Origin of the sequence: Nocardia brasiliensis IFM 10847, assembly GCF_000710915.1 — a bacterium.
GTDB lineage: Bacteria > Actinomycetota > Actinomycetes > Mycobacteriales > Mycobacteriaceae > Nocardia > Nocardia brasiliensis_A.
Genome location: NZ_BAUA01000150.1, coordinates 21,667 through 44,830, shown reverse-complemented (window position 1 = coordinate 44,830; position 23,164 = coordinate 21,667). Strand labels below are relative to the sequence as shown.

Here is a 23,164-nt window from a genome sequence, read left to right as displayed (position 1 = left end):
TACGGATATTGTCTGCCAATGGTGTACGCGATTGCCAAGAGTGCCGGTTTCTATGCGGCGCACGGTATCTGGAGTGTTTCCGACGGCGATATGCTCACTCCGCTGCTCGGTTACGCGGCTACCGACGGAACAGAAGGCTTGGAGCGTCTGCACTCCGACGACGCTGCCGAGGCAGCCCACATCGGCGCCGAGCGATTACAGACCGGGCGGCCGAACTGGGTGCGCGCAGTGTTGATCGTCGACGCGTTCCTGCACCTGCCGCGCGGACGCACCGACGCCCTGATCATCGATGCCGTCGAGTACACGCCGCGACCACGATCCATGCGCATGGCTGTGCCGTACCGGCCACAGTCACCCAACGGCAAGTTCGCCGTGTACCGACCGAAATTCATTGACACCCAAGGATTTACCGATCCCGACTACAGCGAGCTGGCGGACTCGTTCTACGCGGGCGTCGATTCCCATCAACAGGCCGCGGCGGTCTGGCACGCCCACCTGCTGGACGAATCCGCCTGATCGCCACGCGCCCATCGACGGTTTTCAACGCCTACATCCGTCGAGCAGCAGACCGATGGTGATGCGTGCGTCATAGTTCGGATCTTCCCGCTCCGCACCCGCGCAGATGTCCCCGATGGCACGCAGCAACTGATAAGCGCTCACGTCGGCCGTTACCTCATCCATACCTTTTGCCGCACAGAGGATTTCGTCGAACACCGGGACGAGGCGGTCCAGGAACAACGCGTGCAGGGCGGTGAAGCCGTCGGGATCGTTGCGCAGTGCCGCGGCGAGTCCGTGTTTGGTCACCAGGAAGTCCACGAACAAGTCCACCCACCGGCGCAGCGCGTCGAACGGTGCGGTGGCGCTCGCGAGCAACGCGGGCCCGGCTTCGGTGCACGCGTCGATCTGGTGCCGATAGACGGCGGCGACCAAGTCCGCGCGGGTGGGGAAATGCCGGTAGATCGTGCCCATGCCGACCCCGGCCGCCGCCGCGATCCGGCGCACCGGCGCGTTCACCCCGTCGGCGACGAAGACCGCGGCCGCGGCGTCCAGCAGCGCTCGCTCGTTGCGGCGCGCATCCGCGCGTTTCGCCGAGGTCTCGGTCGGCGATGTCTCTTCGCCAGCACTCACGCGACGCACCTTTCCCAGGACAGCAGTTGTGAAGCGGAACATTGCTCCGTATATTCGGAACGGCGCTCCGTTTCTTCAGTCTATCTGCTACCACGGGGCGCGCTGCTCAACACGTTCGAAGGGAAGCCCATGCCCGCTACAGCCCCGGTCACCACGAGTGCCGTCCCCACGCTGAGCACGCCGATCATCAGCGTGAAACCCGTCGTCCTGCCCGCTCCGGAACGCGGCGACGACCTCCAGGTGCGAATCAGCGCCCCCGTCAACGGCACCGGCCTCCCGGTCCTCGTGCTCGCGCACGGCTTCGGCAAGTCGATGTCCTCCTACGATCCACTGGTGGACTTCTGGGCGGCCAACGGATTCGTGGTCGTCCAGCCCACGTTCCTCGATTCCCGCACGCTCGGACTCACCCCGGAAGACGCACGCTATCCGCGCATCTGGGAGATCCGGGTGCAGGACGTACTGCGCGTGCTCGATGAACTCGACCGCGTCCTCGCCGCCGTGCCGGGGCTCGGCACGCGCGTCGATCCCGAGCGGATCGCCGTCGCCGGGCACTCGTGGGGTGGCCAGACCGTCGGCATGCTGCTCGGTGCCCGCGTCCTCGGCACGGACGGGACGCCGGGCCCCGATCTGACCGACCCACGCGTGAAAGCCGGTGTGCTGCTTGCCACTACCGGACTGGGCGGCGCGGACCTGTCGCCGTTCGCCGCCGAAAACTATCCCTTCATGAGTCCCGATTTCGACCAACTGCGCACGCCCACCCTGGTAATCGCGGGCGACCACGACCACTCCGCGCTCTCGACCCGCGGCCCCGACTGGTTCACCGACGTGTACACCTACAGCCCCGGCGCCCGCAGCCTGCTCACGCTCTTCGGCGGCGAACACATGCTGGGCGGCATCCACAACTACCACGCCGCCGACACCACCGACGAGAACCCCGCACGCGTCGCCCTGGTCCGCACGGCCGCCTGGGCCTACCTGCGCGACGCACTGGCCCTCGATTCCGCCGCCTGGCACGAGGTCCAGTCCGACCTCACCCGAGCCACCACGCCGATCGGCCGCATCGATAACAAATAGCCGGTCCGTCAATCACTGTTCACGCCGCGCAGTGCCACGTACAGCAACCAGAGCAGTAATGCGATCGGCGTCAGCACCGCCGCGAACAGGATGCCCCCGAACATCCCGTAGCCGTGCGGATCGAAGAGCACTCCGGTGGCACTGAGCACCACCTCGCCGACGAGCACCGCGATCGCCGCGACCGTGCAGGCGAACGCGCCCAGCACGAGGCGGCGCAGCACGGTCCGCCGGCGGGTCGTCGGCTCCATATTCGCTCCGCGGGGTCGGCGTCACTGCGGGTCGGGCGTGCAGACGGTCAGGAACGATTTCCGATTCTCGCGCTGGACCGCCGCGGCGTCCATCCATCCGCGCCCGCCGAAAAGGTAACTCGCGGAAGGGTGCTGGGCCGACTCGCGCAGCAGTCGGTCGATATCGACCCTGGCTCCGTAGGACGGCGGCCCGTCGACGGCGAAGTGCAGCGAGCCCGCCTTGGTCCAGTCGTAGCCGGCGGGCAGTGGTGTGCGGACCTGCAGCGGACCGGTGTCCGGGGCCGGTCGCCCGGCGGAGCTCAGCAGGTTCATGTGCTCCACGAGCACGCCGGGCCGTGGCGCGGTCCACACCTGCTCGGTGCTCTTTTCGGTACCGGAGTCGAAGGTCAAGGTCAGGGCGGTGACGCCGGGGCACGGTGTGCCCGTCCAGAGTTCGAGCACGCCGTCGTCCACGCGGAACCCGGCGGCCGGCGGCAGCGACGGCTCGTACTGCGCCCTGGTGTCGCATGCCGCGGTGGCCGCCGCCATGAGCAGCACGGCGCAGGCGACACGCGGCCGGCTAGTACCCGCCATCGGACAGTCCCGCGTCTTTCTCGGTCTCCTCACCGCCGGTGACCTGCTCCCACACGTAGGAGGCGATGAAGCCGGCGTGACCCTCGCGCTCCCACTGCTGGGAGTGGCGCTCCTCGTGGTGCAGCAGCCGGTCCAGGTCCAGCCGTCCGCGGTACGGGCCGTTGTCGCCCTCGAACCAGGCGTGGCCCGAACTCGCCATCTCGCGAATCTGCTGCGCCGGATCCTGCGGATCGTCGATGTCGACCATGAAGGTATCGCCCCAGGTCGTGCCCGCGTTCGTGCTGAACCTGTCCTGGACGAAATTTCCGCCCAAGCCCATCATCATGCCGTTGGGCGTGGTCGCCAACCGGCCGCCGTTGCCGTGCACGAATGCCACATCTTCGTCATAGCTCCAGGAATTGTGCCGTTGCCGGTCGGTGATTCGACGCACTTCGTCGGAACTGTACGGGGTCGGCCTGAAATCGGTCTTCTCCCCCTCGGTGCCGTAGTCGGTGCCCGCGTTCAAGATATAGGTCATCCGCACGGCCTTCGCGGCGTCGGCCGCGCTGATATCGGTCGGCAACAGGAAGTACGACTTGAAGATACCGTCGCCGTCTTCGTCCTCCCGGATTTCCTGGAGCCTTTCCAGGATCTTGAAGTCCTCCGGGGTGATGTGGTGATCGGCGACGATCTGCTTGATCGTGTCGATCGAAACACCCCGGCGCACCGCGTTTTCGAGCCACTGCCGGTAGAAGCCGGAGACCGGCGGCCCGGTCAGCAGCCCGGCATCGCGCAGCGCCTGTTCCATCTCGGCCACTTCGGCGTCGAGTTCCCCACCCTTTTGCGCACCGGCCAGCGTGGTCGCGCCGTGGTCACTGACCTTGCGGTCCTGTGCAAGCTGCAGAACCAGGGCAATGGCAGCGTCGATATTCTTCGCGGTGGCGAGTATCGACTTGGTTTCCCGCACCACCTGCTGCCTGATGGTTTCGCGATGCCGCCGGGCCTCGGCCAGATCTTCGGCCTCGATGCGCGACCTCGGCGGCGGGTCGGGCGGCTTATTGTCCACGATCGTGCCGTCGGCGGTGATGGCGAACAGGTAGGAGTCGGCGAGCGCGTCATTGTTGGCGACCCGGATCTTCAAGGCGGACACGTCATCCGACGCGTTGTGCAGCGCGCGTTCCACCGCGGACAATTCCGCGATCAGAATCTCGGCGTTGTTGCGGGTGTCACCGAGCGAATTGCGTGCGCGTTCGCTCGCGGGGCCGTACCAGCTCGGTAATCGCCTGGCATCGTCGAGTTCATCCTGGAGTCCGACGAGTTTGTCCCGCCGCCCGCGCAGATCGGTGGCCGCGGTGTCGAGCGCTGTGGCGTCCCATTTGCGGACGTCGTGGTAGCCGACACTCATCGCCGGAAAGCCCTTTCGGCCTCTGCCTCGTTTTCGGTGTACAGCTTCACGGCCGCCTGCACCGAATCGTTCCACCGGCCGATCTCATCGGCCCAGCCCTTCGCGCGATCGTTGAACGTGGACCCCAGAGTGGGCGCGCGCTTGGCGGCGTCCCCGCCGGGCAAGGCGGTCGCGATCGCCGCCAATCCGGTGCCGGGGCCCACTTCCCGAGCTTGATTCGCCGCGGATCCCGCCGCGTTGCCCGCCGTCCGCAGCTGATTGATTTCGACCTCGAACCCGCCCACCGCCCGTGCCACCTATCCCTGAAATGCCGCCAATGCTATCCGCCCGAGAGGTTGTCGATCTTGCCCCCGGTTCCGGGGGCCGGGGATGACGTGCCGGGCAGCGGCGCTCCCGTCGAACTCGATCAGAACAATGGATCAGACTCCGGCACGGGTGTATCCCCGATGCGGGCGCCCGCTTCGTCGCCGACGGCGTACTGGATCGCGTCGATCTGGTCTTGCACCACCTCGGCGCGCGCCACCAATTCGACCCGGTCGGGTTCGGTGAGGCTCTCGGCACCGAGTTTCTCGTAAACGCAGGAGAGCGCTGACCGTAAGTCCTCCAGGTTGCTGTCCGGCTCCATGAGTCCTCACCCTACGGCCGAAACATCCCGAAGCTGCCGCATCTCCGGCGGCTATGCTGGCCGCGTGTTCGATCGGGAGGGTCGAGCACGCCGCGAGCGCGGTGCGGGTCGGACTGCACCTGCTCGAGGGGTTTACAGGCGGGCACGAGCGCCACATATGGTGGACCCGTGATCTTTTTCTATGGAAAGGGCGTCTTGCGCCCCTGCCGGTGATCCCCGGCAAGCGTCTGGATTCCGGTGATGCCGATGACCAGACCACTGTTGACGCCAACGCATCGAGTCCGCCGCCTACCGACGCGCTGTCTGAACCGGATTTCGGCATGGCCATCAACACGATTCGGTTCGACAGACAATTCCAGTTCCCCCGCCCACGCCGCTGGCTCCTCGCCGGCATCCTTCCGATCACGCGACGTGACCGGGTCATCCCACGCGTCGACGGTGTGGCCCTCACCGATCTGATCGACAGATTCGAGCTCGACGCAGGCATACAGCCCGCACCTGGGGCATACGGTGGCCTCATCCCGGCATACTCTCGGGACCTCCGGATGGACGACCACTTCCACGGAAGATCCACCATGGCAACGGGATCGAAGACACCCGTGCTCGTGTGTGAATGCGGCGAATGGGGCTGCTGGCCACTCCTGGCCGAGATTACCGTCACCGAGGACCTTGTGATCTGGGATCGCTTCGGTCCAAATCACCCAACACGCGGCGACTACGGTAGATTCGGCCCATTCCGGTTCGACCGCAACCAATACGACGACGCGCTAAGGGATCTGAGCAGGCCAATCAGCTCAGATATCGCGTGAACACGATTCGCCGTACGCCTGATTGACGGAACTCACGCTCGCATCTCGCGATGCACTCTCATGCCGCTTCCCGCGCGGGACCGACCGCGGCCTTCGCCACCACCATGCTCGACGCCGGAGTCGATCTCCGCGATGTTCAGACAGGTGATGCCGTGGAACCACTGCGGTCTTCGTAGTAGGAATACTCATGATCCGCGCCTCGATCCGGTGAACACTCGAAGCCGCAAGTCGAAACCCGAATTCGAAAGGGCTGCGGTGATGGATCGAATGAGAAGGTGGGTCGTCGTGACCGCGGTCGCGATCCCGGTGATCCAGGCGGTGGACATCCTTGCCCGATTCCTGACGGAGCCCGGCTGGATATTCGCCTTCGTCTTCTTCCTCGGCGCCCCGGTATGGCTGCTGAACTTCGGCCTGCTGGCCTGGATGGCACGCGGAATGCTCTCCTCCACAAGCGCTTTCGCTGAAGCCAAGCAATCCGCCCGAGTCGGCGTCTTGCTGCTGCTGTGGGCGTACGCTCTGGGCTTGACGCTCTTCTGCTGGTTCGCAGCAGACGGCGGTGACGTCCGCACCTGGCAGTCTCCGGCCGGCCGCCTACTCGGCGTGGACGGCTCCGGCAGCCATTCCCCCGAATACTTACAGTACGCCCAAGGATTCGGCATGGTCGGCCTGCCCCTCGGCTTCCTCGCTATGGTCGCCGCCGCGTCCATTTATGCAACGCTCAGCGGTCGAGCTCCCCTGCCCAAACCAGCCCGCCCGGCTCCGACCGAGTAGACAACAGGCCAACGAATTCATCCAGACCGTCATTCGGTGTGATGGCCGACTATGGGTATCCGCTTCTGCCACAGGGTCGGTCAGACCGGCCGCGCGCGGCATGACTCAAAGATCAACGAGCTGAGATCATCTCGGCGTCTGCAGTGCACTGAAGTGCCGAATGCAGGACACTTCGCATCGGCCGATTCACGTCGGTACTCGTGCCGCAGTGTTCGCGCCGCTGGCGGCAACCCGAACGCGCGAGATCAGAACCCGCAGGGCGTGCCGACCGCGTCCATGGCAGCAGCCAACGCGGGATCCTGCATCACCTTGTCGAAGTCGTCGAGGGTTGTTGCGGTGTCGAGCCGATTCAACAGTGACGCCGCGGTGTTGAGTGCGTCCTTCAGCGCGCCCTGGTCGGCGGCGTCCGCCGCTGCGCCGAATTTCTGCGCGGCTTCAAGGTAGATCTGCCGCAGGTCGGCGATCGAGCCGGGTCCGCCGAGTGCCGCGAGCTGGTTGTTCACATCGCTCCATGCCGCGTTGACAGCGACGCAGGTCGCCTTGTCATCGACCGCGCCCGCCGTACCGGCGACCGTGGTGAGCCCGCCGGTGACGGCCAAAAGCGCCGCCACGATAAGGACTGTTCTCCGCATGGGTACCTTCTTCTCCAGAGCCGATCCCCGACACCGGACATCCTTTCAGTACGGCGAATCGGTGCGCAATTCAGTACGGGCCGCGATCGCGCTATCTTGCCGCTGTGCGGGCGGTCTACACTGCGAAATACGTTGCGGGACAACATCACACATGTCCATGTGGTACGGCCTGCGTGGAGCATTATCTGCGCATCTCTCCCGCAGGTGCGCTTTCAGGGACTATCGGATTCGAAACTCAACCAGAACCAAAAAGCTAACCGTTAATTTTATCGTCGAGGATGTGAGCGTCGACAGCACGGGCATGCGAATCGTCATCGCCGGTGGCGGTCTGGTCGGATTGACCGCGGCGGCCTCCCTGCGGCGCGACGGTCACCAGGTCACGGTCCTCGAGCAGGCGATGGAGATCCGTGCCGCAGGGGTGGGAATCGGGCTGTGGCCCAGTGCGCTTCGCGAGTTCGATCGGTTCGGCATCGGCGCCGAGGTGCGGGCGAAGGGTCACGAGATCGAGGAATGGTTCTTCGACCCCGGCGGCCGGCCCCAGCAGCCCGCGGGCGAGACGAGCCATCCATTCCTGTTCGTCCCCCGGCCTTGGCTCAACAGGTTGCTTGCCGAGGCGGCGGGCCGCGACCGAATCACCATGGGCGCGCGAGTGATCGGCTACACCGAGACCACCGACGAGATCCGCGTACACCTCGACAACGCCGACGACGTCCACGCGGATCTGCTGCTCGGCGCCGACGGCGTCTACTCCAGGGTGCGCGTACAACTGCTGCCCGGCAGCGAGGCGCACCCGCAGTCACGCAACTTCGCTTGGCGCGCAATCGTTCCCACCGGCACCGAGCGCCCCGAGGGGACAGTGGTCACCCTTGGGCGAGACCACCTGCGCGGCGGATACACCCGCGTCGCCGAGGGCGAGACAATGTGGTTCATCGGCCAATTCGACGCACCGGCACGCACCGGCGGCAAACGCGAGCACACCCTACGGCTCGCCCGCCATTTGGCACGCGACGGCTGGCACGACGAGCTACTGCGCATGATTGCCGCCACCCCTGAGGACGACATCCTGGAGAACCAGGTCGTGATCGTACCGACACTGCCGCGCTGGACTGGCGCTCGTGTCGCGCTGATCGGCGATGCCGCACATGGCCTTTCGCCCCATGTCGCCGCCGGAGGCACCCTCGGCATCGAAGACGTAAGCGTGCTGCGTGCTGCGCTCGCATCCGCGCCTACCCTGCGCGCAGCGCTCGAGGACTACGAACGGCTCCGCATGCCGCGCTTCGAACAGGTACGCACACTGTCCCGCGACATCGAAACCGCCGATGACCCGGCAGAGTACGCGAGGCGATACACCGCGTTCAGTCACTGGATGCTCACCACATCACCCACCGCTGGATCGATCAGATCGCAGGTCAGTGGCTGATCGATCGCGGGCCATCGTCTATTGAGTCGGACAGCCGATGTCAAATCGGACAGTCGCTCGGTGCGTGGAGTGCGGCGCTGATGGGAGCATTCAGACCTGCGCGTATCCGCCGTCGGCGAAGAATTCGGCACCGTTGACGTAACTCGACGCGTCCGAGGCAAGGAACGTCGTCACGGCGGCGATCTCCTCGGGCTCGGCGAGCCGACCCAGGGGGACGGCACCTTCGGCCTGCTCGAGCATCTCGGGCGTGACCAGCTCGAGCAGACCGGGGCTGCGGGTGCCGCCCGGGGACACGACGTTGACCCGAAAGCCATGCGCGCGCGAGCTCAGGGCCCAACCGCGGGCGAGGCTGCGGACCGCGGCCTTCGACGCCGCGTAGACCTCGAGTCCCTGGTTGGGCCGTGTCGTGGCAGTCGAACCCGTCAGGATTACCGAAGCGTTGGGACTGAGGAACGGCAACGCTTGCTGCAAGGTGAAAATCGTTCCCTTGACGTTGGTGGTGAACACGGAGTCGATCAGATCCTCGGTCACCTCGCCGAACGGAGCTGCGGTGCCGACCCCGGCGTTGGCAACCAGCACGTCGATGAGTCCGGCCTGAGCGTGCACGGTCGCGTAGAACGCGTCGAGCTCTGCGGGGACCGCAGCGTCGCAGACCACGCCGGTCACGTCGGGTCCGAGCTCGGCGACCGCGGCGTCGAGGGCCTCCTTGCGGCGACCGGTGATGAACACCTTGGCGCCCTCGTCGCGGAACGCACGTGCGGTCGCGAACCCGATGCCGCTGCTGGCCCCGGTGACTACGGCGACCTTGTCGGTCAAGACGGGCATTCCGCCCCCTTCCAGGTTATGGACTATCACGTCCATAACCTTCCACATTATGGACCGGATAGTCAAGAACTTCGCCATCGAGAGGGTGACGTCTTGACGCGATGCCGAGCTGCTACCGCGTTGGGGTGGGCAGCAAACGCGCCAAGGCGGACTGGGCCACCGTGGTGAGCGCGTCGATGTCCATGCCGGTGCGCCCGAGCGCGATGACGCCGAGTTGGGCGACGAGCACCGCGCGAGCGGTCTCGGCGGGGTCGGTGTCGGGGTCGAGGTCTCCTTCGCGCTGGGCGCGCTCCAGTGCAGCAGTGAGGATGGCAGTGATCGCGTCATAGCTGCGGCGTGCCTCAGCGGCCACTTCCGGAGTACTGGCGGCAAGCTCGGCGTTGCTGTTGGCCAGCAAGCAACCTCGACGCGCAGTGGCTCCGGTCGGATCACTGGTCGAGCCGAGTACGAACTCGCGGACCAGGTCGATCCCCCGCGGCGCAGACGCCAGACGCTCGCGCAGCATCAGCAGGTTCGTGTCGTTGTAGTCACGAAGCACCCGCAGGAACAGGCTGCGTTTATCCCCGAACGCTCCGTAAAGGCTGCCTTTGCCCAGCCCGCTCACGCGCAGCAGGTCATCCATCGACGTTACCGCGTAGCCCTTGTCCCAGAACTCGTCGCGGATAGCGAGAATCACGCGATCTTCGTCGAACTCACGAGGTCGAGCCATGCGCCCACAGTACTAGTTTTGGACCGTACGGGCCATAATGGCGACAACGCCAGGCAGTCCAAGCGATGTCACGATTTCGCCTGAATACGCGGTAATGCCGCTGTGCGTTTGGTCCGGGACAGTGCCGTAGCTCCGCCGGAGTTCAACGCGCAGAGCTCATCTCCAGTTGAGCGACGCACCATAATGCCGAATTGCGTGCACTTCGGGCTCTGCGAGCATCTAGGCCCAGCATGCCGGATCGATGATCAGGTTCCCGTGCGCCTGGTCGACTGAGCTCACTTGAATGACCGTGCCTCCGGCAGGCTCACGGTAGGCAGCGGGTGAGTAGATCGCCGATTTGCTGGGCAGTGGGTGGGGTATCGGTGGCGATGCCGCGCAAGGTGATTCCCTGAGCGGTGTCGGTGAGCAAGGCCGCAGTGGCCGGGTCGGTGTAGTGCGTGTACATGGTGCGGGTGGCTTCGGTGAACCGGTCGGCGATGGGGCGTAGCGAGGGGCGTCGGATCGCGGCGATGTAGAGCTCGAGTTGCACGGTGGTGCGGGTGCGTTCAGTGGTGAAACACTCGACCAGGGCGTGCGCGGTCTGGTCGATGATTCCCGCGATCGTCATGGCGGGATCGGATCCAGGGATGGCGGCCATGAGCGCGGCGTAGTCGCTGACGCACAGTTCGAGTGCGGCGGCCAGCAGTTCTTCTTTGTCCTTGTAGTGGTAGGTGGTACCGGCGATCGGGACATCGGCGGCCGCGGCCACGGCGCGGTGGGTCAGTCCCTCCACCCCGCGTTCGCCGATCACTTCGATCGCGGCGCGTGCGATGCGTTCGCGTCGGTTCGGATCGAATCGCCTGCGCCGCAACGAGGTTGGTTGATTCTCGATCAGTTCCTCCATGCCACCCTCGGTCTCCGCTCGCTCGGTACGTTCCTGACCCCGCATCAGGGTACATATGTACCTATTGTGATTCGGCCCATAATCGCTGTACCGACGGGTCGCTCGCAGAGTACAAATGTACTCAACAGTTTCCGTGTGCTCTGTCGATCGAGTTTCGAGGTGATGACTTATCTCCCAGGCCAAGTAGCCGTAGTTCCGGCACCGACCACTCGCGCACCGATGTGCGCGTTCGGGTCCGTGTTCGTGGACGGCTCTTTCCCGATGGCCTGGGCTTTGTCGTACCCTCCCCACCCCTGCTGTGTGCAGTTGGCGTGCGTGGCCCCGGCCTGCCCCTGTTTTCCAACTGCTCAGAACAGGAGGTTTTCGTGTCCTCGGAAACTCTCGACTCCACCCGCGCGCGTGGCGCCGCGGGGCGGGCTCTGTCCATCACCCTGGTCGTGGTGTTGGTCGCCGAGCTGATGAACGCGCTCGACGGCTCGATCGTGCATACCGCGTTACCGACCATCCAAACCGAGACGGGCGCGACAAGCGCTGCGGTGCAGTGGATTCCGGCGGCCTACACGCTGGTGTTCGCGCTCGGGCTGATCACCGGCGGTCGCCTCGGCGACATTTACGGGCGCAAGCGCGTATTCCTGCTCGGCACCACGGCGTTCACCGTGGCCTCGCTGCTGTGTGGCGTGGCGAGTGGACCGGCGATGCTGATCGTGGCGCGTGCCCTCCAAGGCGGTGCGGCCGCGGTCATGGTGCCGCAGGTGCTGGCCACGCTGTATGTGAACTTCGACGGGGCCGCGCGTGCCAAGGCGTTCGGCTTGTACGGGTTGATCATGTCGCTGGGCGGGGTGCTGGGCCCGGTCCTGGGTGGTGTGCTCACCGGTGCGGATCTGTTCGATCTGGGCTGGCGCTCGATCTTCCTGATCAACATTCCGATCGGTGCGGTAACTCTCGCGCTCGGGCTACGGTTCATCCCCGAATCGAGTGACCCGCACGCGCGGCGACTCGATCCGCTCGGCATGGTCTTGTGCGGTTCGGCACTGCTGCTGATCCTCGTCCCCCTCACCGTGGGTGGGCAGAATCGGTGGCCCGCGTGGAGTGTGGTGATGCTGGTCGGCGGTCTCGCGATGCTGGCCGGGTTCGTGGCACAGCAGCGGGTCAAGACCACGACGAACGATTCACCTTTGTTGTCGCTCACAGTGTTCCGCAGTCGGTTCTTCTCGGGCGGGGTATCCGCGCAGCTGATCTTCGGTCTGGTCTCCGGGGCGTTCCTGCTGACCTGGACCCTGTTCATGCAGGACGGCCTCGGACTCTCACCGTCCCGGTTCGCACCGGCCGCCGCGGCCATCGCGATCGGCGGCATGGGCGGGGCGATGCTCGCCTCCAAACTCGCTCTCGCACACGCGCGTCGAGTACCCCAGACGGGCGCGCTGCTGGTGGCCTTGACGTTGTTGGGCTACCAACTGCTGGTCACCACACACGGGACCGAGATGCCGTTCGTGGCGGCGGTCGCGCCGATGCTCGCACTCGGTTGCGGGTTCGGCATGATCGGCGCGGGTCTGGCGGGATTGGCGCTGGGACAGGTCGATCCGGCGGACATGGGTGCCGCCTCCGGGGTGTTCAACACCGCGATGCAACTGGGCACAGCACTGGGCATCGCGCTGACCTCGGTGGCGTACTTCGCGCACGCACCCGCGGGCAGCCATGGCGGCCAGGTGAGTGCGGCGTTCGCCACCGCGCTCTGGTACGTCATCGGCGCGCTCGTACTGATGTGGGCGCTGATGTTCGCGCTGCCTCGCCCACAGCCCCGGGGCTGATCCGAGGGTTCCCCGCTACCGACCCGTAGCGGGGAACCCTCGCACCAGATAGTCAGTCTCCCAATCACTTCGACATCCTGGCGAATGGAATGCCCATGATTCGAGTGCTGATCGCCGGCGGCCTGCGCCTGCCTCGCGAAGCCATGGCCGCGGTTGTGGCTGACATCCCTGGTGTGCGGGTGGTCGCGCAGGTGGGTACCGGCCCACAGGTGACCCCGTGTGCGCTACGCACCGATCCGACCCTCGCGGTGCTGGACACCGACCTGCCCGGGCTCGACGGGATCGCGGCCGCGCAACGGCTTCGGTCGGCGGTGGCGAGCTGCCGGATCGTGTTGGTGACCCCACCGAACCGGCCCGACCTGCTCCGGCGGGCCCTCGAGGTTCCGGTCGACGGGCTGCTGAGCCGCAGTGCGTCGCTGGATGCGTTGACCCACATCGTATCCCGCGTCGCGCACGGGGAAACGGTGATCGAGCCACACGTGGTCGCCGAAGCCCTGCACACCCCCGACAACCCACTCAGCGCCAGCGACATCGACATCCTGCGATTGGCCGCACGCGGGCACACTCCGGAGGAAATCGGTGTGGCACTGCATCTTTCGGCGGGAACCATCCGCAACCGACTCGCGGCCATCAATCGCAAGAGCGGCACCCGCAACCGCATCGAAACCCTCGCGGTCGCCACCAGACGCGGATGGATCTGAGTCCGCGTGCACTGCGCACGCACCAACGTGCGATCCGCACGATCCGCCAGTCGTCCACATACCGCTCCAGCGCTGGTAGAACCGCGAATCCCGGCAACAGGCCGACTGGAAATCGGCTCGCACGAGCTGAATGCCGGGTCCAAGACTATGCACTTGCTGATCGAACCGATCGTGATCACCCTCGAGAATAGGAGAGACCATGTCTGCCCACTGCGATGTGTGCGGCAAGAAACCCAGCTTCGGCAATAGTGTCGCCCGAGCCGGACGCCGCGCCCAACAGCGCTACGTCAAAGGCCGCACCAGTCGCCGGTTCAACCCGAACCTCCAACCGGTGCGCGCGGTGAAGGACGGCACTCCCGTACGGATGAAGGTGTGCACCTCATGCCTGAAGAAGGGCAGCGTGCAACGGCGCCCGGCAGCGTAGGCATCATGGCCACCGCGGCCCAAGCATTGGCCCCGAGCGATGCGCCGGTTCCGGTCACAGGCCGGCACCGGCACTTTCAGGGATCACGATCGTGACGAATTCCCCTGCCACGACTGCCATATGCTGACCGCACCACTCTCGGGCCCCCACGAGTGGTACACCGTGCACGATGCCCTCTGGTCCCGCGCCGGAGCACGACCCGAGACCATCCTGTGTATCGGATGCCTCGAAGCCCGACTCGCGCGGCGACTACGGCACGGCGATTTCATGAACGCGCCCCTCAACGACCCCGAATTCGGCCACCACAGCATGCGGCTACGGCTACGGCAACGGCTTCGGCCTACACCCCTCGACGCCCGTTGATCACGGGCCCACCGCGACGGTCCGGTGAGTGCTCGACCTCTGTCCAGCAACTCACCAGACCCTCCCCGATCCGGAAGATCACCATGCTCACCACCCGATTCACCCTGCGCAAGAGCACATCCCACGACCAAGCCTTCCTGGCCGAGATGTTGATCGAAGCCGCTCACGCCTCCGGGCATATGCTCACCCTCGACGACCTGCCCGACGCCCCCGACTCCTACCGCTACATCGCGGGCTGGGGACAGCCCACCGACCTGGGTGTCATCGCCGAGGACGAACACGGCACACCCGTCGGCGCGGCCTGGACCCGACTGTTCGACCGCGCGGTCGCCTCACCCGCGTTCATCGACGAGGACACCCCCGAACTGACCATCGCCACCACCGTGACCGCGCGCGGTCACGGGGTGGGAACCGCATTGCTGCGCCGCCTGCAGGACACCGCCGCGTCGGCGGGAATCGGCGCCCTGGCCTTGGGCGTGCATCGCGAGAACGGACCCGCCCAACGGCTCTACCAGGCACAAGGGTGGACGCCCCATAGGCTGGCGGGTGAGTACAACATCTTGGTCAAACACCTCAACTGACACCCATCAACAGCTCTGCCTAGAAAGGAGCCACCCCATGGCATTCGCACCCTGTCTCGGCGTGCGGGACACCGCCGTGAGCAAGGCGTTCTACGAGAAGCTCGGATTCACCGTCGACAGCCAGACCGCCGACGGTCCCGAGGACATCCACATGCTCCTGTTCGACGGCCAGTTCTGCGGAATGCTCTACCGCAACACGCAATTGGAGAACTGGCTCCCCGAACTCGAGGGTAAACCCATCGGCTTCACCGGCGTGTTCTACCTCGAAGTCCGCGACTTCCAAGCCATGCTCGACACCTGCCAAGCCGTCACCACTATCCTGCGCGGCCCCTCGACCGATCACACCGGCACCCGCGAGTTCTACTTCGCAGATCCCGACGGCTACATCATCGGAGTCAACGACGCCGCATCCCGCCAGAACAGCGACCTGGTGGGCGAATACACCGCCTGACCGCAGCACCGCACCGGACGCACAGGCCCGTAATGGATTGTCCGGTGACCGTGAGCGGCGCCTAGGTGGGTCACGAACTAGCCCTTCCGACCCACCGTCGGCCAGCCAGCGCTGAAGCCAAGCGTGTCGGGCACCACAGACGAACACACTATTCTGCCGCTGTGCGTTTGGTCCGGGACAGTGCCGTAGCTCCGCCGGAGTTCAACGCGCAGAGCTCATCTCCAGTTGAGCGACGCACCATAATGCCGATTTTCGTGCGTCAATGAAACACCCACTTCGACGGCATCCTGACGGACGGCACCGAATCGGCAGGCATTCGTTCTGTTCGGCAACGGCCCGGCAGTCCCGATCCCGGTCGATCCTGGCAGCCGGCCGTGGTGAAACTCCGAGCACCCGCATCCACCGAGACTCGGCACCTCCGAACGTCTTTGTCGCCGTTGTGCGGGCATGGGTCGTCCGTTCAGATCGGTTGGCCCAGTACAGCTTTCGAATGTCGGCTTCTGCTGAGGCCCGCGCAGGCGATGCTGTAGGTCGCGCCGGTTGGCGTTGAACGGTCAGTTCTTCGACTGCGGTGTGTCGAGGCTGCGGGCCTGGTATGCGGCGCGGGCGGAGGTATCGGCGGTTTCGAGTTGGTCGGGTACGAAGGCTGAGTCGAGCGCGTCGCGCAGGAATTGTGGTGAGATCGCTCGGGCGGCCTCGACGAGGCGGATTCCGGAGGGGATCGTCAGCTCGAACCGGGGGCGGGCGATGACCGAGACGATGGCGTCGGCTACCTGTTCAGGGGTCAGGGGTGCGGCGCCACCTGTCGGTGAGGTGCCCGCGGCCAGCGGGGTGTCGACGATGCCGGGCATCACCACGCTGAGAAGTATTCCGCTGTCGCGGAGTTCACGGCGCACGGCCTGGAGGTAGCCGTAGACGCCGTGTTTGGTGGCGGTATAGGTGGCTTCTCCGGCGGCGGCGAGTTTCGAGGCGGCAGAGGCGACGGTGACGATCTGGCCACGGCCGCGCGGGCGCATGCTCGCCGCCGCGCTGCGGACTCCGTTGATCGTGCCGATCAGGTTGACCCGGATCTGGCGTTCTATCCACTGGTCGGGTTCCTCGGCGAAGGGACCGACCCACATCACCCCGGCGTTGTTGACCAGGACGTCGATCGGCCCGAGGGCTTGTTCGGCGGCCCGCAGGAAATCGGTGAAGGACGCGGCGTCGGCCACGTCGACCCGCACGGCCACCGCGGCCGAGCCCAGTTCCGCGGCGGCCTTCTCCGCCGCGGCCAGGTCGATGTCGCCGATCGCGACGCGAGCCCCACCGGCGACGAGGGCTGCCGCGGTGGCACGCCCGATCCCGCTGCCCGCGCCCGTGATCGCAACTATCCGCCCCCGAACCGATGCCTTCGACATCTCTGTCGTCCTTTCCTCAGGTTTTCCCGGAGGCGGAAGGGCGGTCTGGGACCGCCTTGTCCGCCGCTGAACTGCAAGCATCTATCCAGCAAACTGCTTGTGTCCACCACCCGCGTGGGTGCGACGTCGAGAGCGACAGCTGCGGGTGGTGAGATCCTCCCGGCGGCATCGATCGCTACGTTCCGCCTCACCTCGGTAGTGGTGCGTCGATCGACTGGGTGCTGCATCCGGTGGGTGTCGGTGCGTTGGCGGGGAAGCGTTGCTGTAGCCAGTCGTAGGCGAGGCCGATGGCGAGCAGGCCGGTGGAGATGTGGTCGCCGCCGCGTTGTTTCTGGTAGGTGATGGGTGTTCCTGCGGCGCAGAGCTTTTCGACGTAGGCGTCGGTTGCGGTCGGGGGGATGGCGGTGTCGCCGTCGGCTTGGTAGATGAACATCGGGATCGGGGGTGCGGTGTCGTCCGGTGACAGCCTGGACAGGAAGGCGGCGATCTGGGGTGTGGCGATGACCTGGTCGACTGGTTGGGTCAGGTATTCACTCACGTCGCGGTGTGAGTTCTCGAGCAGGGACTCGGTGAGACAGTGGCCGCGGTTGTGGGCGAGCACGGCCTCGGCTCCTGGCTTGAGGTAGGGGCGAAGCATGTCGGCGAACTCGGGGTAGGTCCCATACAGCGAGGCGATGGCGTTGGTGGGGATTCCCGACAGCGGGCCGGCGTTGTTGGCTTGGACGACCGAGGCGGCGTCGGTCGCGGGGGCGGCGTAGGTGGCTCCGGCGATGGCCAGTTCCGGTGCGTAGGTCGGTTGTAGCCGGGCGGCCCAGCCGGTGACCAGCCCGCCGCCGGACCAGCCGTACATGCCCACCCGTGTTTGCGGGGACAGCCCCAGAGGGGCGAATTGCTCGGCGGCGCGGACACCGTCGAGGATCATGTACCCGGGTTCGGCGGCGGCGGCGAAATGCCCGTAGCGGCCTTGGAAGTCGGGCACCGACATCGCCCAGCCGCGCGCGAGCGCGTCGGTCATTTGCGGGATCTGCGACATCGCCGAGGGTTCGGGTACGGCACCGGCCTGGTACCGGTAGGACGGTGAGCAATCCACGCCTGCGGCATCGTGATACATCTGCACCGACAGCAGCGGCCGGTCCGGTGCGGCGTTGTCGGGCAGGATGACCGTGGTGACCGTGGCGTCGGGCTGGTTGTTGAGGTCGGTGGTGCGGTACAGCAGCTGCCAGGCCTGGGCCGCCACCGGGAAGTTCAACGCGACCGGCCGCGAGGCCAGCACCGCACCGGGTGCACTCGCCTCGAAACCCGGCGGCGGCTGATAGAACGGATCCTCCTGCGGCCGCATCGGCGCGGCACCAGCCGGGGCCGGTGCACTCACCGCCGCTGCGGTGAGTCCCAGCATGACCGCGGCGATCCCGAGTCCCATCTTGCGCGCCAACACTTTCCGTGGCGATAGTGCAGCCGACATCTCGCTCTCCCTTCGACATTGGCCCCATCACCCGGGCGGGGCGACCGAGGATCATCGACAGTCCAACGAGGTTGCTCCATTCTCTTGCCGACCCCTGAAGCATCCATCTAGCAAATAGGTCACGTCCAATACTGTTTTCCACCTGGGAGATATGGTTTCTCATATTGGTGGACGGGGCGGCGAGGCGATCACCCACGCAGCAGTGGACAGAGCCGCTTGCGCGGTGTGCCTGGGTCGGCGGTGTGCAGTGTTCGAGAACTCCGCCGAGGGGCTGAGTCGCTATCTCTGGTCAGGCAATTCCGCGGTGAGCTCAGGCAGCAGGAGGCCAGGCCAGGCTCGCGCCGAAACCGGACCCGCGAACAACATCGGACGCCGGATAGTCGATTTGGCGGATAGTCGGGGGTGCCGGGCAGGTCAGTGCGGGGTGCGTACGAGGGCGAGTATCTGTTGGACGGCAGGGTCGGGGTTGGGGCGATGTGCCGCGAGGATGGTGATCTCGGCGGCGGGTGGCGGGTCCTTCAGCGGTACGTAGGTCACTCCGGGGTAAGGCGTAGGCGGTATCAGGCTGACGCACAGCCCGGCGGCAATGTAGCTGAGCAGACCGATGGCATTGTCGGAGCGGGCGTAATCACGGGGAGTGAATCCGGCCCGACGGCAAGCGGATTGGATGTGGTGGCCGAGCTCGTGGACCTGTTCGTCGGGCAGCACGAACCGTTCGTCACGCAGGTCGGCCAGCGAGAGAGCAGCCGCGGCGGCCAACGGGTGGGTGTGCGGGAGCGCGGCGCACAGGTATTCGCTGTGGATCGTGCTCACCTCGACACCCGGCGGGGCCTCGACCGGGTCGATGAGGAACGCGATGTCGAGGACACCGGCGTCGACGAGGTCGAGCAGGGTCGCCGCCGAGGGGTCCTGGCGGGTGTGCAGGCGCAGATCGGGCAGGCGCTCGGCGGCGGCGGCCAACAGGTCGGGAAAGTAGCGAAACGACAGCAGCGTTCCCGAGCCGATGCGCAGGTCGCCGTCGAGCCCGTGGCCGATGCGCCGGGCCCGCTCGATGGCGGCTCGCTGGGCGGCGAGCATCTGGGTGGCGTCGCGCGCGAAGGCCGCGCCCGCCGCGGTGAGCCGCACCCTTTTGTGGCTGCGATCCAGCAACGCGACGCCGAGTCCGCGTTCGAGCCGGGCGATCGCCTGCGACAGCGGCGGCTGGCTCATCGTCAAGCGCTGGGCGGCGCGGCCGAAATGCAGTTCCTCGGCAACGGCGATGTATTGCTCCAACAGCCTCGGCGTGAGGTCCATAGGCAAAACCATATCGCCGCTGTCGACAAAAGCATTGGACGCGACCCGTTTGCTGAATGAATGCTCGATATCAGGAAGAAATGACGTCGGCATCGCCAACGCTCGGGGTGCTCGAGACGATCGCGCTACTGCGTGCCAAGGCGGCATCGAGCCTCGATCTCACCGCCGCCTTACTGGATCGGATCGACCGGCACGACCCGGAAATCACTGCGTTCGTCCGCACATATGCCGACTCTGCGCGGGACGAATGTCCTCACATGCCGCATCCCGCGCGGGCCGCGGCAGCCAGCGCGACCAACTGAAGATCAACGGCCCCGGAGCATCTCGGGGCCTTCTCTGTGTCCGCACATGCCGAGTTCCGCGTCTTCGCTGCCTCAGACCGACCGAGGCAAACGAGCGAACATTTCGCAGACTGAGTACGCGTGGAACAATTCCGTCTTGTGGAACTGACCCCCATCAGCGACCGACTATTGGGCGCAACGGTCGCTGAGATCGGGCGCCTCGCAGCCGTGTCGGAAGCGGGTGCGATCCCCTTGACCGGCACGCTGGTTCTCGACACCGATCTCGGTTATGTGACGTTGCACTACTCCCAAGAGGGGCTCTCGGTTCGCGGTCCGGAGCAACTCTGCGACATACGTTGGGCCACAGAGCCCGACTTGACGCTGCGCGACCAGGGCAATGCCGAGGAATGGATAGAGTTGATACCTGTCGAGAACCAAACTGACGCTCCCGACCTGCCGCTGCACGTCGATGCGGTGAGCGCCTGGTTTGGCATCGGGGCATACCTCGACACGTTCGGAATCCTACTGACGAGCGGAGACCGCACTCTGGTTGTTATGACCACCGATAGCTTCGACCTGATTGTCTCCAATCGTCAGGACGCTCGGCAGCGCGCTGAACTGGTGGCCGCCAACATGAATTTGCGCTTGATCGAACAAGAGCAGAGGCTCTCACTACGAGGTAGAAGGGCCTTGCGTTGTTGCATACGCTAAGGGCACCCGGTGGGAGGCAAGCCGTTAGTGAGCCCACACCGATGGCGATAGTGGCAGCCGCATTCCCGCCGGTGTTTTGCGTCAACCCGGTGGCAGGCTGCGGTGCTCTGTCCGGTTGTCGAGGCTGATCTCTGGAAACGCGCGGTAATGCCGATGACAGCTTGGCGCAGCGCGAGATCGATGACATCTGCCGTCGAAATCGCGGCGGTTCGCAAGCGACCACTGTGTGCCAAATCCGACCGGGTTCCACACCGAAGTCCTACATTGCTGTGCTGAACTCTCTTCATGAGATTCGCTGAGGTCGGGGCAAGGACCCTTGCAGGGATCGGCAGTTACGCGGCCACTGCAATGTCGCTGGGTGGAGCCCGCTCTCGGATGCGTCGAGGCCTGTTCGGAGCAGACGTGCCTGCGGTGGTGAAGCAGGTGAGCGGACAAGATCTGCTCGCGCTGGGCGATGCGGCTCGCGCCCGTTTCTCGGCGTATGGTCGCCCGCGCTGGACTGCGGCGCACCTCGATGAGATTGCCTCGGTTTTCCTGATCCCGCTGGTTAAGAAGACGGGAGCAGACGGGCATCACCCCGCCTGGCGTTGTTACGCGGGGGTCACCTTGACCGGAAACGGAACCGTTGTATTCACCATCGACATTTCCATGGCAGATTTCGACCGCTTGCCCACCGCGAACGACCCCTGCGTGGTGGCCGAAGCATTGCTGCCTCATGCCACACACCTGCCAATCGAAGAGTGAGCGTTCTGACCGTAGTTGATGTGCGTGAGTTCGGGAACGCACCGACATGCCGCTGGGCGCGCGGTTTGCGCGGCGAGATCGACTGCCGCGCCGAACATCCGATATTGCCGATGAGCGGGCGTTTCGCCTGGCCCGCCGTCCCCGGGACGAGTCAGCCGATGACAAACGCCGGATCTGCCGACGAGAGTGCTTCAGGTGGCTGTGTCGCTCGATTGCATATCGGATGTTCTCGGTTGGTAAACGATCAACGCCGACAGGTGTGGGACGCTAGGCTGATCCGGGATGGTGAAACAGTTGGGGGACTAGATGGTTACCGCTGTCGTTGCGGCATTTGCAGGGCTCGCTGGAATCGCTGTCGGCCGATTCTGGGACAGCCGTGCTGAGTCGGCGCGATGGCGTCGCGATCAACGAATGCGAGGCTATGAGGAGCTCGCCAAGGAGTTCTACCGGTTCCGTGCCAGCATACGAAGGTGCCTGGTGTCAGCGGTTGATAGCGATCGTCGACTCGCTGCGGTCGACGCTCTTCACGACCATCATGCGGTGTGGAACGAACGCCTCACCTCGGTGTGGGTGCACGGGTCTGAGGCCGCTGCTACCGCAGCGTACGCGCTCGATCACGAACTTGCTGAGCTCGGAACGGCCGTAGTGTACGAGCGCCTGCCGGAGTCCGATTGGATCGTGCGCCGGGAGCCCGTTCAGCAACGGTTCGATGACTACATCGACGCCATCCGTGCTGATCTGGCGCTTCCGCATCTTCGGGTCTTGCGCGCCAACGCAAGTGATCGCCTCGAACAAGACTCGACACAGCGAACGCACTGACATGCCGCTGTGCGTTCGGTCCGGTCCGGGACAGTGCTGTAGCTCCGCCGGAGTTCAACGCGCAGAGCGCATCTCCAGTTGAGCGACGCACCATAATGCCGGATGCCGGATGCCGGATGCCGGATGCCGGATGCCGGATGCCGGATGCCGGGGAACGATCCCGTAGTTCTCGTTGTCAGCTCCGGGTGCCGTAGCTCTGGCGTCCCGGGCGTTCGCGGTCTGCAGCACTCCATCTTCGCCATCCCGGCCTGCCTTCAGACGGGATCCGTTGTCGGCCGGTAGGTTCCAGCCGAAGGCGGGGCCGGATTTCACTGCGGATGGGCTGCGCGGGTAGCGTCGCCGCGCAGAGCTCGGTCGGAGGGGATGGAGGCAACGTGATGGCGCTGGGGCGGTGGTGGCGCTGTGTCACCTGCTGGCGCGTGGCGACCTTGGTCTTGGTCGCGTTACCACGGGTGTTATATGCGCGCTTCCCGGAGTTGCCCGACAGTGACGCCGGGGCGGACCACAGCGAGGCCACGGTGGTCGTCTCAGAGACCGTCGTCGGGGTGGACTACCTGCCGGCGCGGCCGTTGCTCGAGCAATTGCTCGTATTCGTCGCAGAGTCCGGCCTCGTGGTGCTGCTGCCCGCAGTCGTCTTCGCGCTGCCGCGCAGGCATGTCCGGCGCGGAACACGCTGGGCCGCAGGAATTCTGGCCGTCCTCGGCACGGTAGACGGATATCTCGGGATGAAGGCGCTCGAGCACAACGACACGGCGGGATGGGATTTGCTGCTCCCGTCGCCGTTCTACTTGCTGGCAGCGGGCGCGCTCGTGCTGAGCCAACGGCAGCACCGGCCCGAGTCGAGTGAGCCCGCGACGAGCTAGCGTGGCAACGACACAACCGGCAGCTGGGTGTTGCCACGTCTTGTGACAGCAGCTCGGCGCCTCACGAACGTCCGGCCTCGCCGCTGTGCGGGCGGTCCGGCGCGGTTCAGCCGTCGGCCGGCTGATCTCGCGAACGCACCATACTGCCGATGATCGGGTCGAGCTGGAATGGCCCACCGATTCCG

At 65.7% G+C, this 23,164-nt stretch carries 28 protein-coding genes; 15 read left to right on the top strand and 13 right to left on the bottom strand.

Going from position 1 to position 23,164, the window contains the following annotated elements; genetic code table 11:
• The first annotated feature begins 18 nt into the window (after nucleotides 1-18).
• Nucleotides 19-516, top strand: coding sequence for a hypothetical protein (locus tag NBRGI_RS28730; protein WP_029900332.1), 498 nt, complete (start codon nucleotides 19-21; stop codon nucleotides 514-516).
• Between the two features lie 24 nt (nucleotides 517-540).
• On the opposite strand, the gene NBRGI_RS28725 is transcribed toward NBRGI_RS28730, so the two are convergent.
• Nucleotides 541-1,128, bottom strand: a complete 588-nt coding sequence (locus NBRGI_RS28725; RefSeq protein ID WP_029900331.1) for a TetR/AcrR family transcriptional regulator — start codon at nucleotides 1,126-1,128, stop codon at nucleotides 541-543.
• Between the two features lie 129 nt (nucleotides 1,129-1,257).
• Between NBRGI_RS28725 and NBRGI_RS28720 the strand changes: the two genes are divergently transcribed.
• Nucleotides 1,258-2,202 (top strand): alpha/beta hydrolase family protein, encoded by a 945-nt coding sequence (locus NBRGI_RS28720; protein WP_051728102.1) that lies wholly within the window; start codon nucleotides 1,258-1,260, stop codon nucleotides 2,200-2,202.
• An 8-nt stretch (nucleotides 2,203-2,210) separates the two neighbouring features.
• On the opposite strand, the gene NBRGI_RS28715 is transcribed toward NBRGI_RS28720, so the two are convergent.
• The 5 genes from NBRGI_RS28715 to NBRGI_RS28695 all read right to left on the bottom strand — a co-directional run bounded on the left by NBRGI_RS28715 (nucleotide 2,211) and on the right by NBRGI_RS28695 (nucleotide 5,032).
• Nucleotides 2,211-2,450 (bottom strand): hypothetical protein, encoded by a 240-nt coding sequence (locus tag NBRGI_RS28715; RefSeq protein WP_029900329.1) that lies wholly within the window; start codon nucleotides 2,448-2,450, stop codon nucleotides 2,211-2,213.
• Between the two features lie 21 nt (nucleotides 2,451-2,471).
• Nucleotides 2,472-3,023 (bottom strand): hypothetical protein, encoded by a 552-nt coding sequence (locus NBRGI_RS28710; RefSeq protein ID WP_029900328.1) that lies wholly within the window; start codon nucleotides 3,021-3,023, stop codon nucleotides 2,472-2,474.
• Complete coding sequence (locus NBRGI_RS46735; protein ID WP_051728101.1) at nucleotides 3,010-4,407, bottom strand: hypothetical protein; 1,398 nt, start codon at nucleotides 4,405-4,407, stop codon at nucleotides 3,010-3,012. The genes NBRGI_RS28710 and NBRGI_RS46735 overlap by 14 nt, the downstream gene beginning before the upstream one ends.
• Nucleotides 4,404-4,703, bottom strand: a complete 300-nt coding sequence (locus NBRGI_RS28700; protein ID WP_235211138.1) for a hypothetical protein — start codon at nucleotides 4,701-4,703, stop codon at nucleotides 4,404-4,406. Before NBRGI_RS28700 ends, NBRGI_RS46735 begins: the two co-directional genes overlap by 4 nt.
• A 110-nt stretch (nucleotides 4,704-4,813) precedes the next feature.
• Nucleotides 4,814-5,032 carry a hypothetical protein gene (locus NBRGI_RS28695; RefSeq protein ID WP_029900325.1) on the bottom strand — a complete coding sequence of 73 codons (219 nt, stop codon included), beginning with the start codon at nucleotides 5,030-5,032 and terminating at the stop codon, nucleotides 4,814-4,816.
• Nucleotides 5,033-5,085: 53 nt separating this feature from the next.
• On the opposite strand from NBRGI_RS28695, the gene NBRGI_RS48795 reads away from it, so the two are divergent.
• Both NBRGI_RS48795 and NBRGI_RS28685 read left to right on the top strand, forming a co-directional pair.
• Nucleotides 5,086-5,841 carry a hypothetical protein gene (locus NBRGI_RS48795; protein ID WP_200882239.1) on the top strand — a complete coding sequence of 252 codons (756 nt, stop codon included), beginning with the start codon at nucleotides 5,086-5,088 and terminating at the stop codon, nucleotides 5,839-5,841.
• 267 nt (nucleotides 5,842-6,108) lie between these two features.
• Nucleotides 6,109-6,612, top strand: a complete 504-nt coding sequence (locus tag NBRGI_RS28685) for a hypothetical protein (RefSeq protein ID WP_029900323.1) — start codon at nucleotides 6,109-6,111, stop codon at nucleotides 6,610-6,612.
• A 245-nt stretch (nucleotides 6,613-6,857) separates the two neighbouring features.
• Here NBRGI_RS28685 and NBRGI_RS28680 read toward each other — a convergent pair whose 3' ends face one another.
• Complete coding sequence (locus NBRGI_RS28680; protein ID WP_029900322.1) at nucleotides 6,858-7,223, bottom strand: hypothetical protein; 366 nt, start codon at nucleotides 7,221-7,223, stop codon at nucleotides 6,858-6,860.
• Nucleotides 7,224-7,395: 172 nt separating this feature from the next.
• Here NBRGI_RS28680 and NBRGI_RS28675 point away from each other — a divergent pair, with 172 nt between their 5' ends.
• Complete coding sequence (locus tag NBRGI_RS28675) at nucleotides 7,396-8,664, top strand: FAD-dependent oxidoreductase (protein WP_235211137.1); 1,269 nt, start codon at nucleotides 7,396-7,398, stop codon at nucleotides 8,662-8,664.
• A gap of 90 nt (nucleotides 8,665-8,754) precedes the next feature.
• Here NBRGI_RS28675 and NBRGI_RS28670 read toward each other — a convergent pair whose 3' ends face one another.
• The 3 genes from NBRGI_RS28670 to NBRGI_RS28660 form a co-directional block, all read right to left on the bottom strand.
• Nucleotides 8,755-9,489, bottom strand: a complete 735-nt coding sequence (locus NBRGI_RS28670; protein ID WP_029900320.1) for an SDR family NAD(P)-dependent oxidoreductase — start codon at nucleotides 9,487-9,489, stop codon at nucleotides 8,755-8,757.
• 112 nt (nucleotides 9,490-9,601) lie between these two features.
• Nucleotides 9,602-10,198: a TetR/AcrR family transcriptional regulator gene (locus NBRGI_RS28665; RefSeq protein WP_029900319.1), complete on the bottom strand. Its 597-nt coding sequence runs from the start codon at nucleotides 10,196-10,198 to the stop codon at nucleotides 9,602-9,604.
• Nucleotides 10,199-10,502: 304 nt separating this feature from the next.
• Nucleotides 10,503-11,081: a TetR/AcrR family transcriptional regulator gene (locus NBRGI_RS28660; RefSeq protein WP_063726326.1), complete on the bottom strand. Its 579-nt coding sequence runs from the start codon at nucleotides 11,079-11,081 to the stop codon at nucleotides 10,503-10,505.
• A 365-nt stretch (nucleotides 11,082-11,446) separates the two neighbouring features.
• Here NBRGI_RS28660 and NBRGI_RS28655 point away from each other — a divergent pair, with 365 nt between their 5' ends.
• The 5 genes from NBRGI_RS28655 (at nucleotide 11,447) to NBRGI_RS28640 (ending at nucleotide 15,409) form a co-directional block, all read left to right on the top strand.
• Entirely contained in the window at nucleotides 11,447-12,889 is a 1,443-nt protein-coding gene (locus tag NBRGI_RS28655; RefSeq protein ID WP_200882238.1) for an MFS transporter, read from the top strand.
• 95 nt (nucleotides 12,890-12,984) lie between these two features.
• Entirely contained in the window at nucleotides 12,985-13,590 is a 606-nt protein-coding gene (locus NBRGI_RS28650) for a response regulator transcription factor (protein ID WP_029900316.1), read from the top strand.
• Nucleotides 13,591-13,789: 199 nt separating this feature from the next.
• Nucleotides 13,790-14,014, top strand: a complete 225-nt coding sequence (gene rpmB / locus NBRGI_RS46730) for a 50S ribosomal protein L28 (RefSeq protein ID WP_081878274.1) — start codon at nucleotides 13,790-13,792, stop codon at nucleotides 14,012-14,014.
• Between the two features lie 446 nt (nucleotides 14,015-14,460).
• Nucleotides 14,461-14,958 carry a GNAT family N-acetyltransferase gene (locus tag NBRGI_RS28645; RefSeq protein WP_051728099.1) on the top strand — a complete coding sequence of 166 codons (498 nt, stop codon included), beginning with the start codon at nucleotides 14,461-14,463 and terminating at the stop codon, nucleotides 14,956-14,958.
• A gap of 37 nt (nucleotides 14,959-14,995) precedes the next feature.
• Nucleotides 14,996-15,409 (top strand): VOC family protein, encoded by a 414-nt coding sequence (locus tag NBRGI_RS28640; protein WP_029900314.1) that lies wholly within the window; start codon nucleotides 14,996-14,998, stop codon nucleotides 15,407-15,409.
• A gap of 554 nt (nucleotides 15,410-15,963) precedes the next feature.
• Here the strand turns inward: NBRGI_RS28640 and NBRGI_RS28635 are convergent.
• The 3 genes from NBRGI_RS28635 to NBRGI_RS28625 all read right to left on the bottom strand — a co-directional run bounded on the left by NBRGI_RS28635 (nucleotide 15,964) and on the right by NBRGI_RS28625 (nucleotide 19,561).
• Nucleotides 15,964-16,806, bottom strand: coding sequence for an SDR family NAD(P)-dependent oxidoreductase (locus tag NBRGI_RS28635; RefSeq protein WP_029900313.1), 843 nt, complete (start codon nucleotides 16,804-16,806; stop codon nucleotides 15,964-15,966).
• A gap of 187 nt (nucleotides 16,807-16,993) precedes the next feature.
• Nucleotides 16,994-18,268 carry a lipase family protein gene (locus NBRGI_RS28630; protein WP_081878272.1) on the bottom strand — a complete coding sequence of 425 codons (1,275 nt, stop codon included), beginning with the start codon at nucleotides 18,266-18,268 and terminating at the stop codon, nucleotides 16,994-16,996.
• A gap of 414 nt (nucleotides 18,269-18,682) precedes the next feature.
• Nucleotides 18,683-19,561, bottom strand: coding sequence for a LysR family transcriptional regulator (locus tag NBRGI_RS28625; protein ID WP_036561306.1), 879 nt, complete (start codon nucleotides 19,559-19,561; stop codon nucleotides 18,683-18,685).
• 80 nt (nucleotides 19,562-19,641) lie between these two features.
• Here NBRGI_RS28625 and NBRGI_RS28620 point away from each other — a divergent pair, with 80 nt between their 5' ends.
• The 5 genes from NBRGI_RS28620 to NBRGI_RS28600 all read left to right on the top strand — a co-directional run bounded on the left by NBRGI_RS28620 (nucleotide 19,642) and on the right by NBRGI_RS28600 (nucleotide 22,979).
• Nucleotides 19,642-19,863, top strand: coding sequence for a hypothetical protein (locus tag NBRGI_RS28620; protein ID WP_029900310.1), 222 nt, complete (start codon nucleotides 19,642-19,644; stop codon nucleotides 19,861-19,863).
• A gap of 120 nt (nucleotides 19,864-19,983) precedes the next feature.
• The gene (locus tag NBRGI_RS28615; RefSeq protein ID WP_148310981.1) at nucleotides 19,984-20,553 is read left to right on the top strand and encodes a hypothetical protein; all 570 of its coding nucleotides are present in this window, start codon (nucleotides 19,984-19,986) and stop codon (nucleotides 20,551-20,553) included.
• Between the two features lie 411 nt (nucleotides 20,554-20,964).
• The gene (locus tag NBRGI_RS28610; protein ID WP_029900308.1) at nucleotides 20,965-21,297 is read left to right on the top strand and encodes a hypothetical protein; all 333 of its coding nucleotides are present in this window, start codon (nucleotides 20,965-20,967) and stop codon (nucleotides 21,295-21,297) included.
• Between the two features lie 477 nt (nucleotides 21,298-21,774).
• Complete coding sequence (locus tag NBRGI_RS47720; RefSeq protein ID WP_148310980.1) at nucleotides 21,775-22,116, top strand: hypothetical protein; 342 nt, start codon at nucleotides 21,775-21,777, stop codon at nucleotides 22,114-22,116.
• A 374-nt stretch (nucleotides 22,117-22,490) separates the two neighbouring features.
• A complete protein-coding gene (locus NBRGI_RS28600; RefSeq protein WP_148310979.1) occupies nucleotides 22,491-22,979 on the top strand; it encodes a hypothetical protein in 489 nt (162 codons plus the stop codon).
• Nucleotides 22,980-23,164 lie beyond the last annotated feature (185 nt).

Bases quoted from the DNA above. Each gene is read 5' to 3' on its own strand.
- NBRGI_RS28645 (WP_051728099.1), top strand. From the start codon at position 14,461: ATGCTCACCACCCGATTCACCCTGCGCAAGAGCACATCCCACGACCAA.
- NBRGI_RS28720 (WP_051728102.1), top strand. From the start codon at position 1,258: ATGCCCGCTACAGCCCCGGTCACCACGAGTGCCGTCCCCACGCTGAGC.
- NBRGI_RS28665 (WP_029900319.1), bottom strand. From the start codon at position 10,198: ATGGCTCGACCTCGTGAGTTCGACGAAGATCGCGTGATTCTCGCTATC.
- NBRGI_RS48795 (WP_200882239.1), top strand. From the start codon at position 5,086: ATGCTGGCCGCGTGTTCGATCGGGAGGGTCGAGCACGCCGCGAGCGCG.
- NBRGI_RS28675 (WP_235211137.1), top strand. From the start codon at position 7,396: ATGTCCATGTGGTACGGCCTGCGTGGAGCATTATCTGCGCATCTCTCC.
- NBRGI_RS28640 (WP_029900314.1), top strand. From the start codon at position 14,996: ATGGCATTCGCACCCTGTCTCGGCGTGCGGGACACCGCCGTGAGCAAG.
- NBRGI_RS28630 (WP_081878272.1), bottom strand. From the start codon at position 18,268: ATGTCGGCTGCACTATCGCCACGGAAAGTGTTGGCGCGCAAGATGGGA.
- NBRGI_RS28660 (WP_063726326.1), bottom strand. From the start codon at position 11,081: ATGGAGGAACTGATCGAGAATCAACCAACCTCGTTGCGGCGCAGGCGA.
- NBRGI_RS28670 (WP_029900320.1), bottom strand. From the start codon at position 9,489: ATGCCCGTCTTGACCGACAAGGTCGCCGTAGTCACCGGGGCCAGCAGC.
- NBRGI_RS28715 (WP_029900329.1), bottom strand. From the start codon at position 2,450: ATGGAGCCGACGACCCGCCGGCGGACCGTGCTGCGCCGCCTCGTGCTG.
- rpmB (WP_081878274.1), top strand. From the start codon at position 13,790: ATGTCTGCCCACTGCGATGTGTGCGGCAAGAAACCCAGCTTCGGCAAT.
- NBRGI_RS46735 (WP_051728101.1), bottom strand. From the start codon at position 4,407: ATGAGTGTCGGCTACCACGACGTCCGCAAATGGGACGCCACAGCGCTC.
- NBRGI_RS28685 (WP_029900323.1), top strand. From the start codon at position 6,109: ATGAGAAGGTGGGTCGTCGTGACCGCGGTCGCGATCCCGGTGATCCAG.
- NBRGI_RS28650 (WP_029900316.1), top strand. From the start codon at position 12,985: ATGATTCGAGTGCTGATCGCCGGCGGCCTGCGCCTGCCTCGCGAAGCC.
- NBRGI_RS28710 (WP_029900328.1), bottom strand. From the start codon at position 3,023: ATGGCGGGTACTAGCCGGCCGCGTGTCGCCTGCGCCGTGCTGCTCATG.
- NBRGI_RS28695 (WP_029900325.1), bottom strand. From the start codon at position 5,032: ATGGAGCCGGACAGCAACCTGGAGGACTTACGGTCAGCGCTCTCCTGC.
- NBRGI_RS28635 (WP_029900313.1), bottom strand. From the start codon at position 16,806: ATGTCGAAGGCATCGGTTCGGGGGCGGATAGTTGCGATCACGGGCGCG.
- NBRGI_RS28625 (WP_036561306.1), bottom strand. From the start codon at position 19,561: ATGGACCTCACGCCGAGGCTGTTGGAGCAATACATCGCCGTTGCCGAG.
- NBRGI_RS28730 (WP_029900332.1), top strand. From the start codon at position 19: ATGGTGTACGCGATTGCCAAGAGTGCCGGTTTCTATGCGGCGCACGGT.
- NBRGI_RS28620 (WP_029900310.1), top strand. From the start codon at position 19,642: ATGACGTCGGCATCGCCAACGCTCGGGGTGCTCGAGACGATCGCGCTA.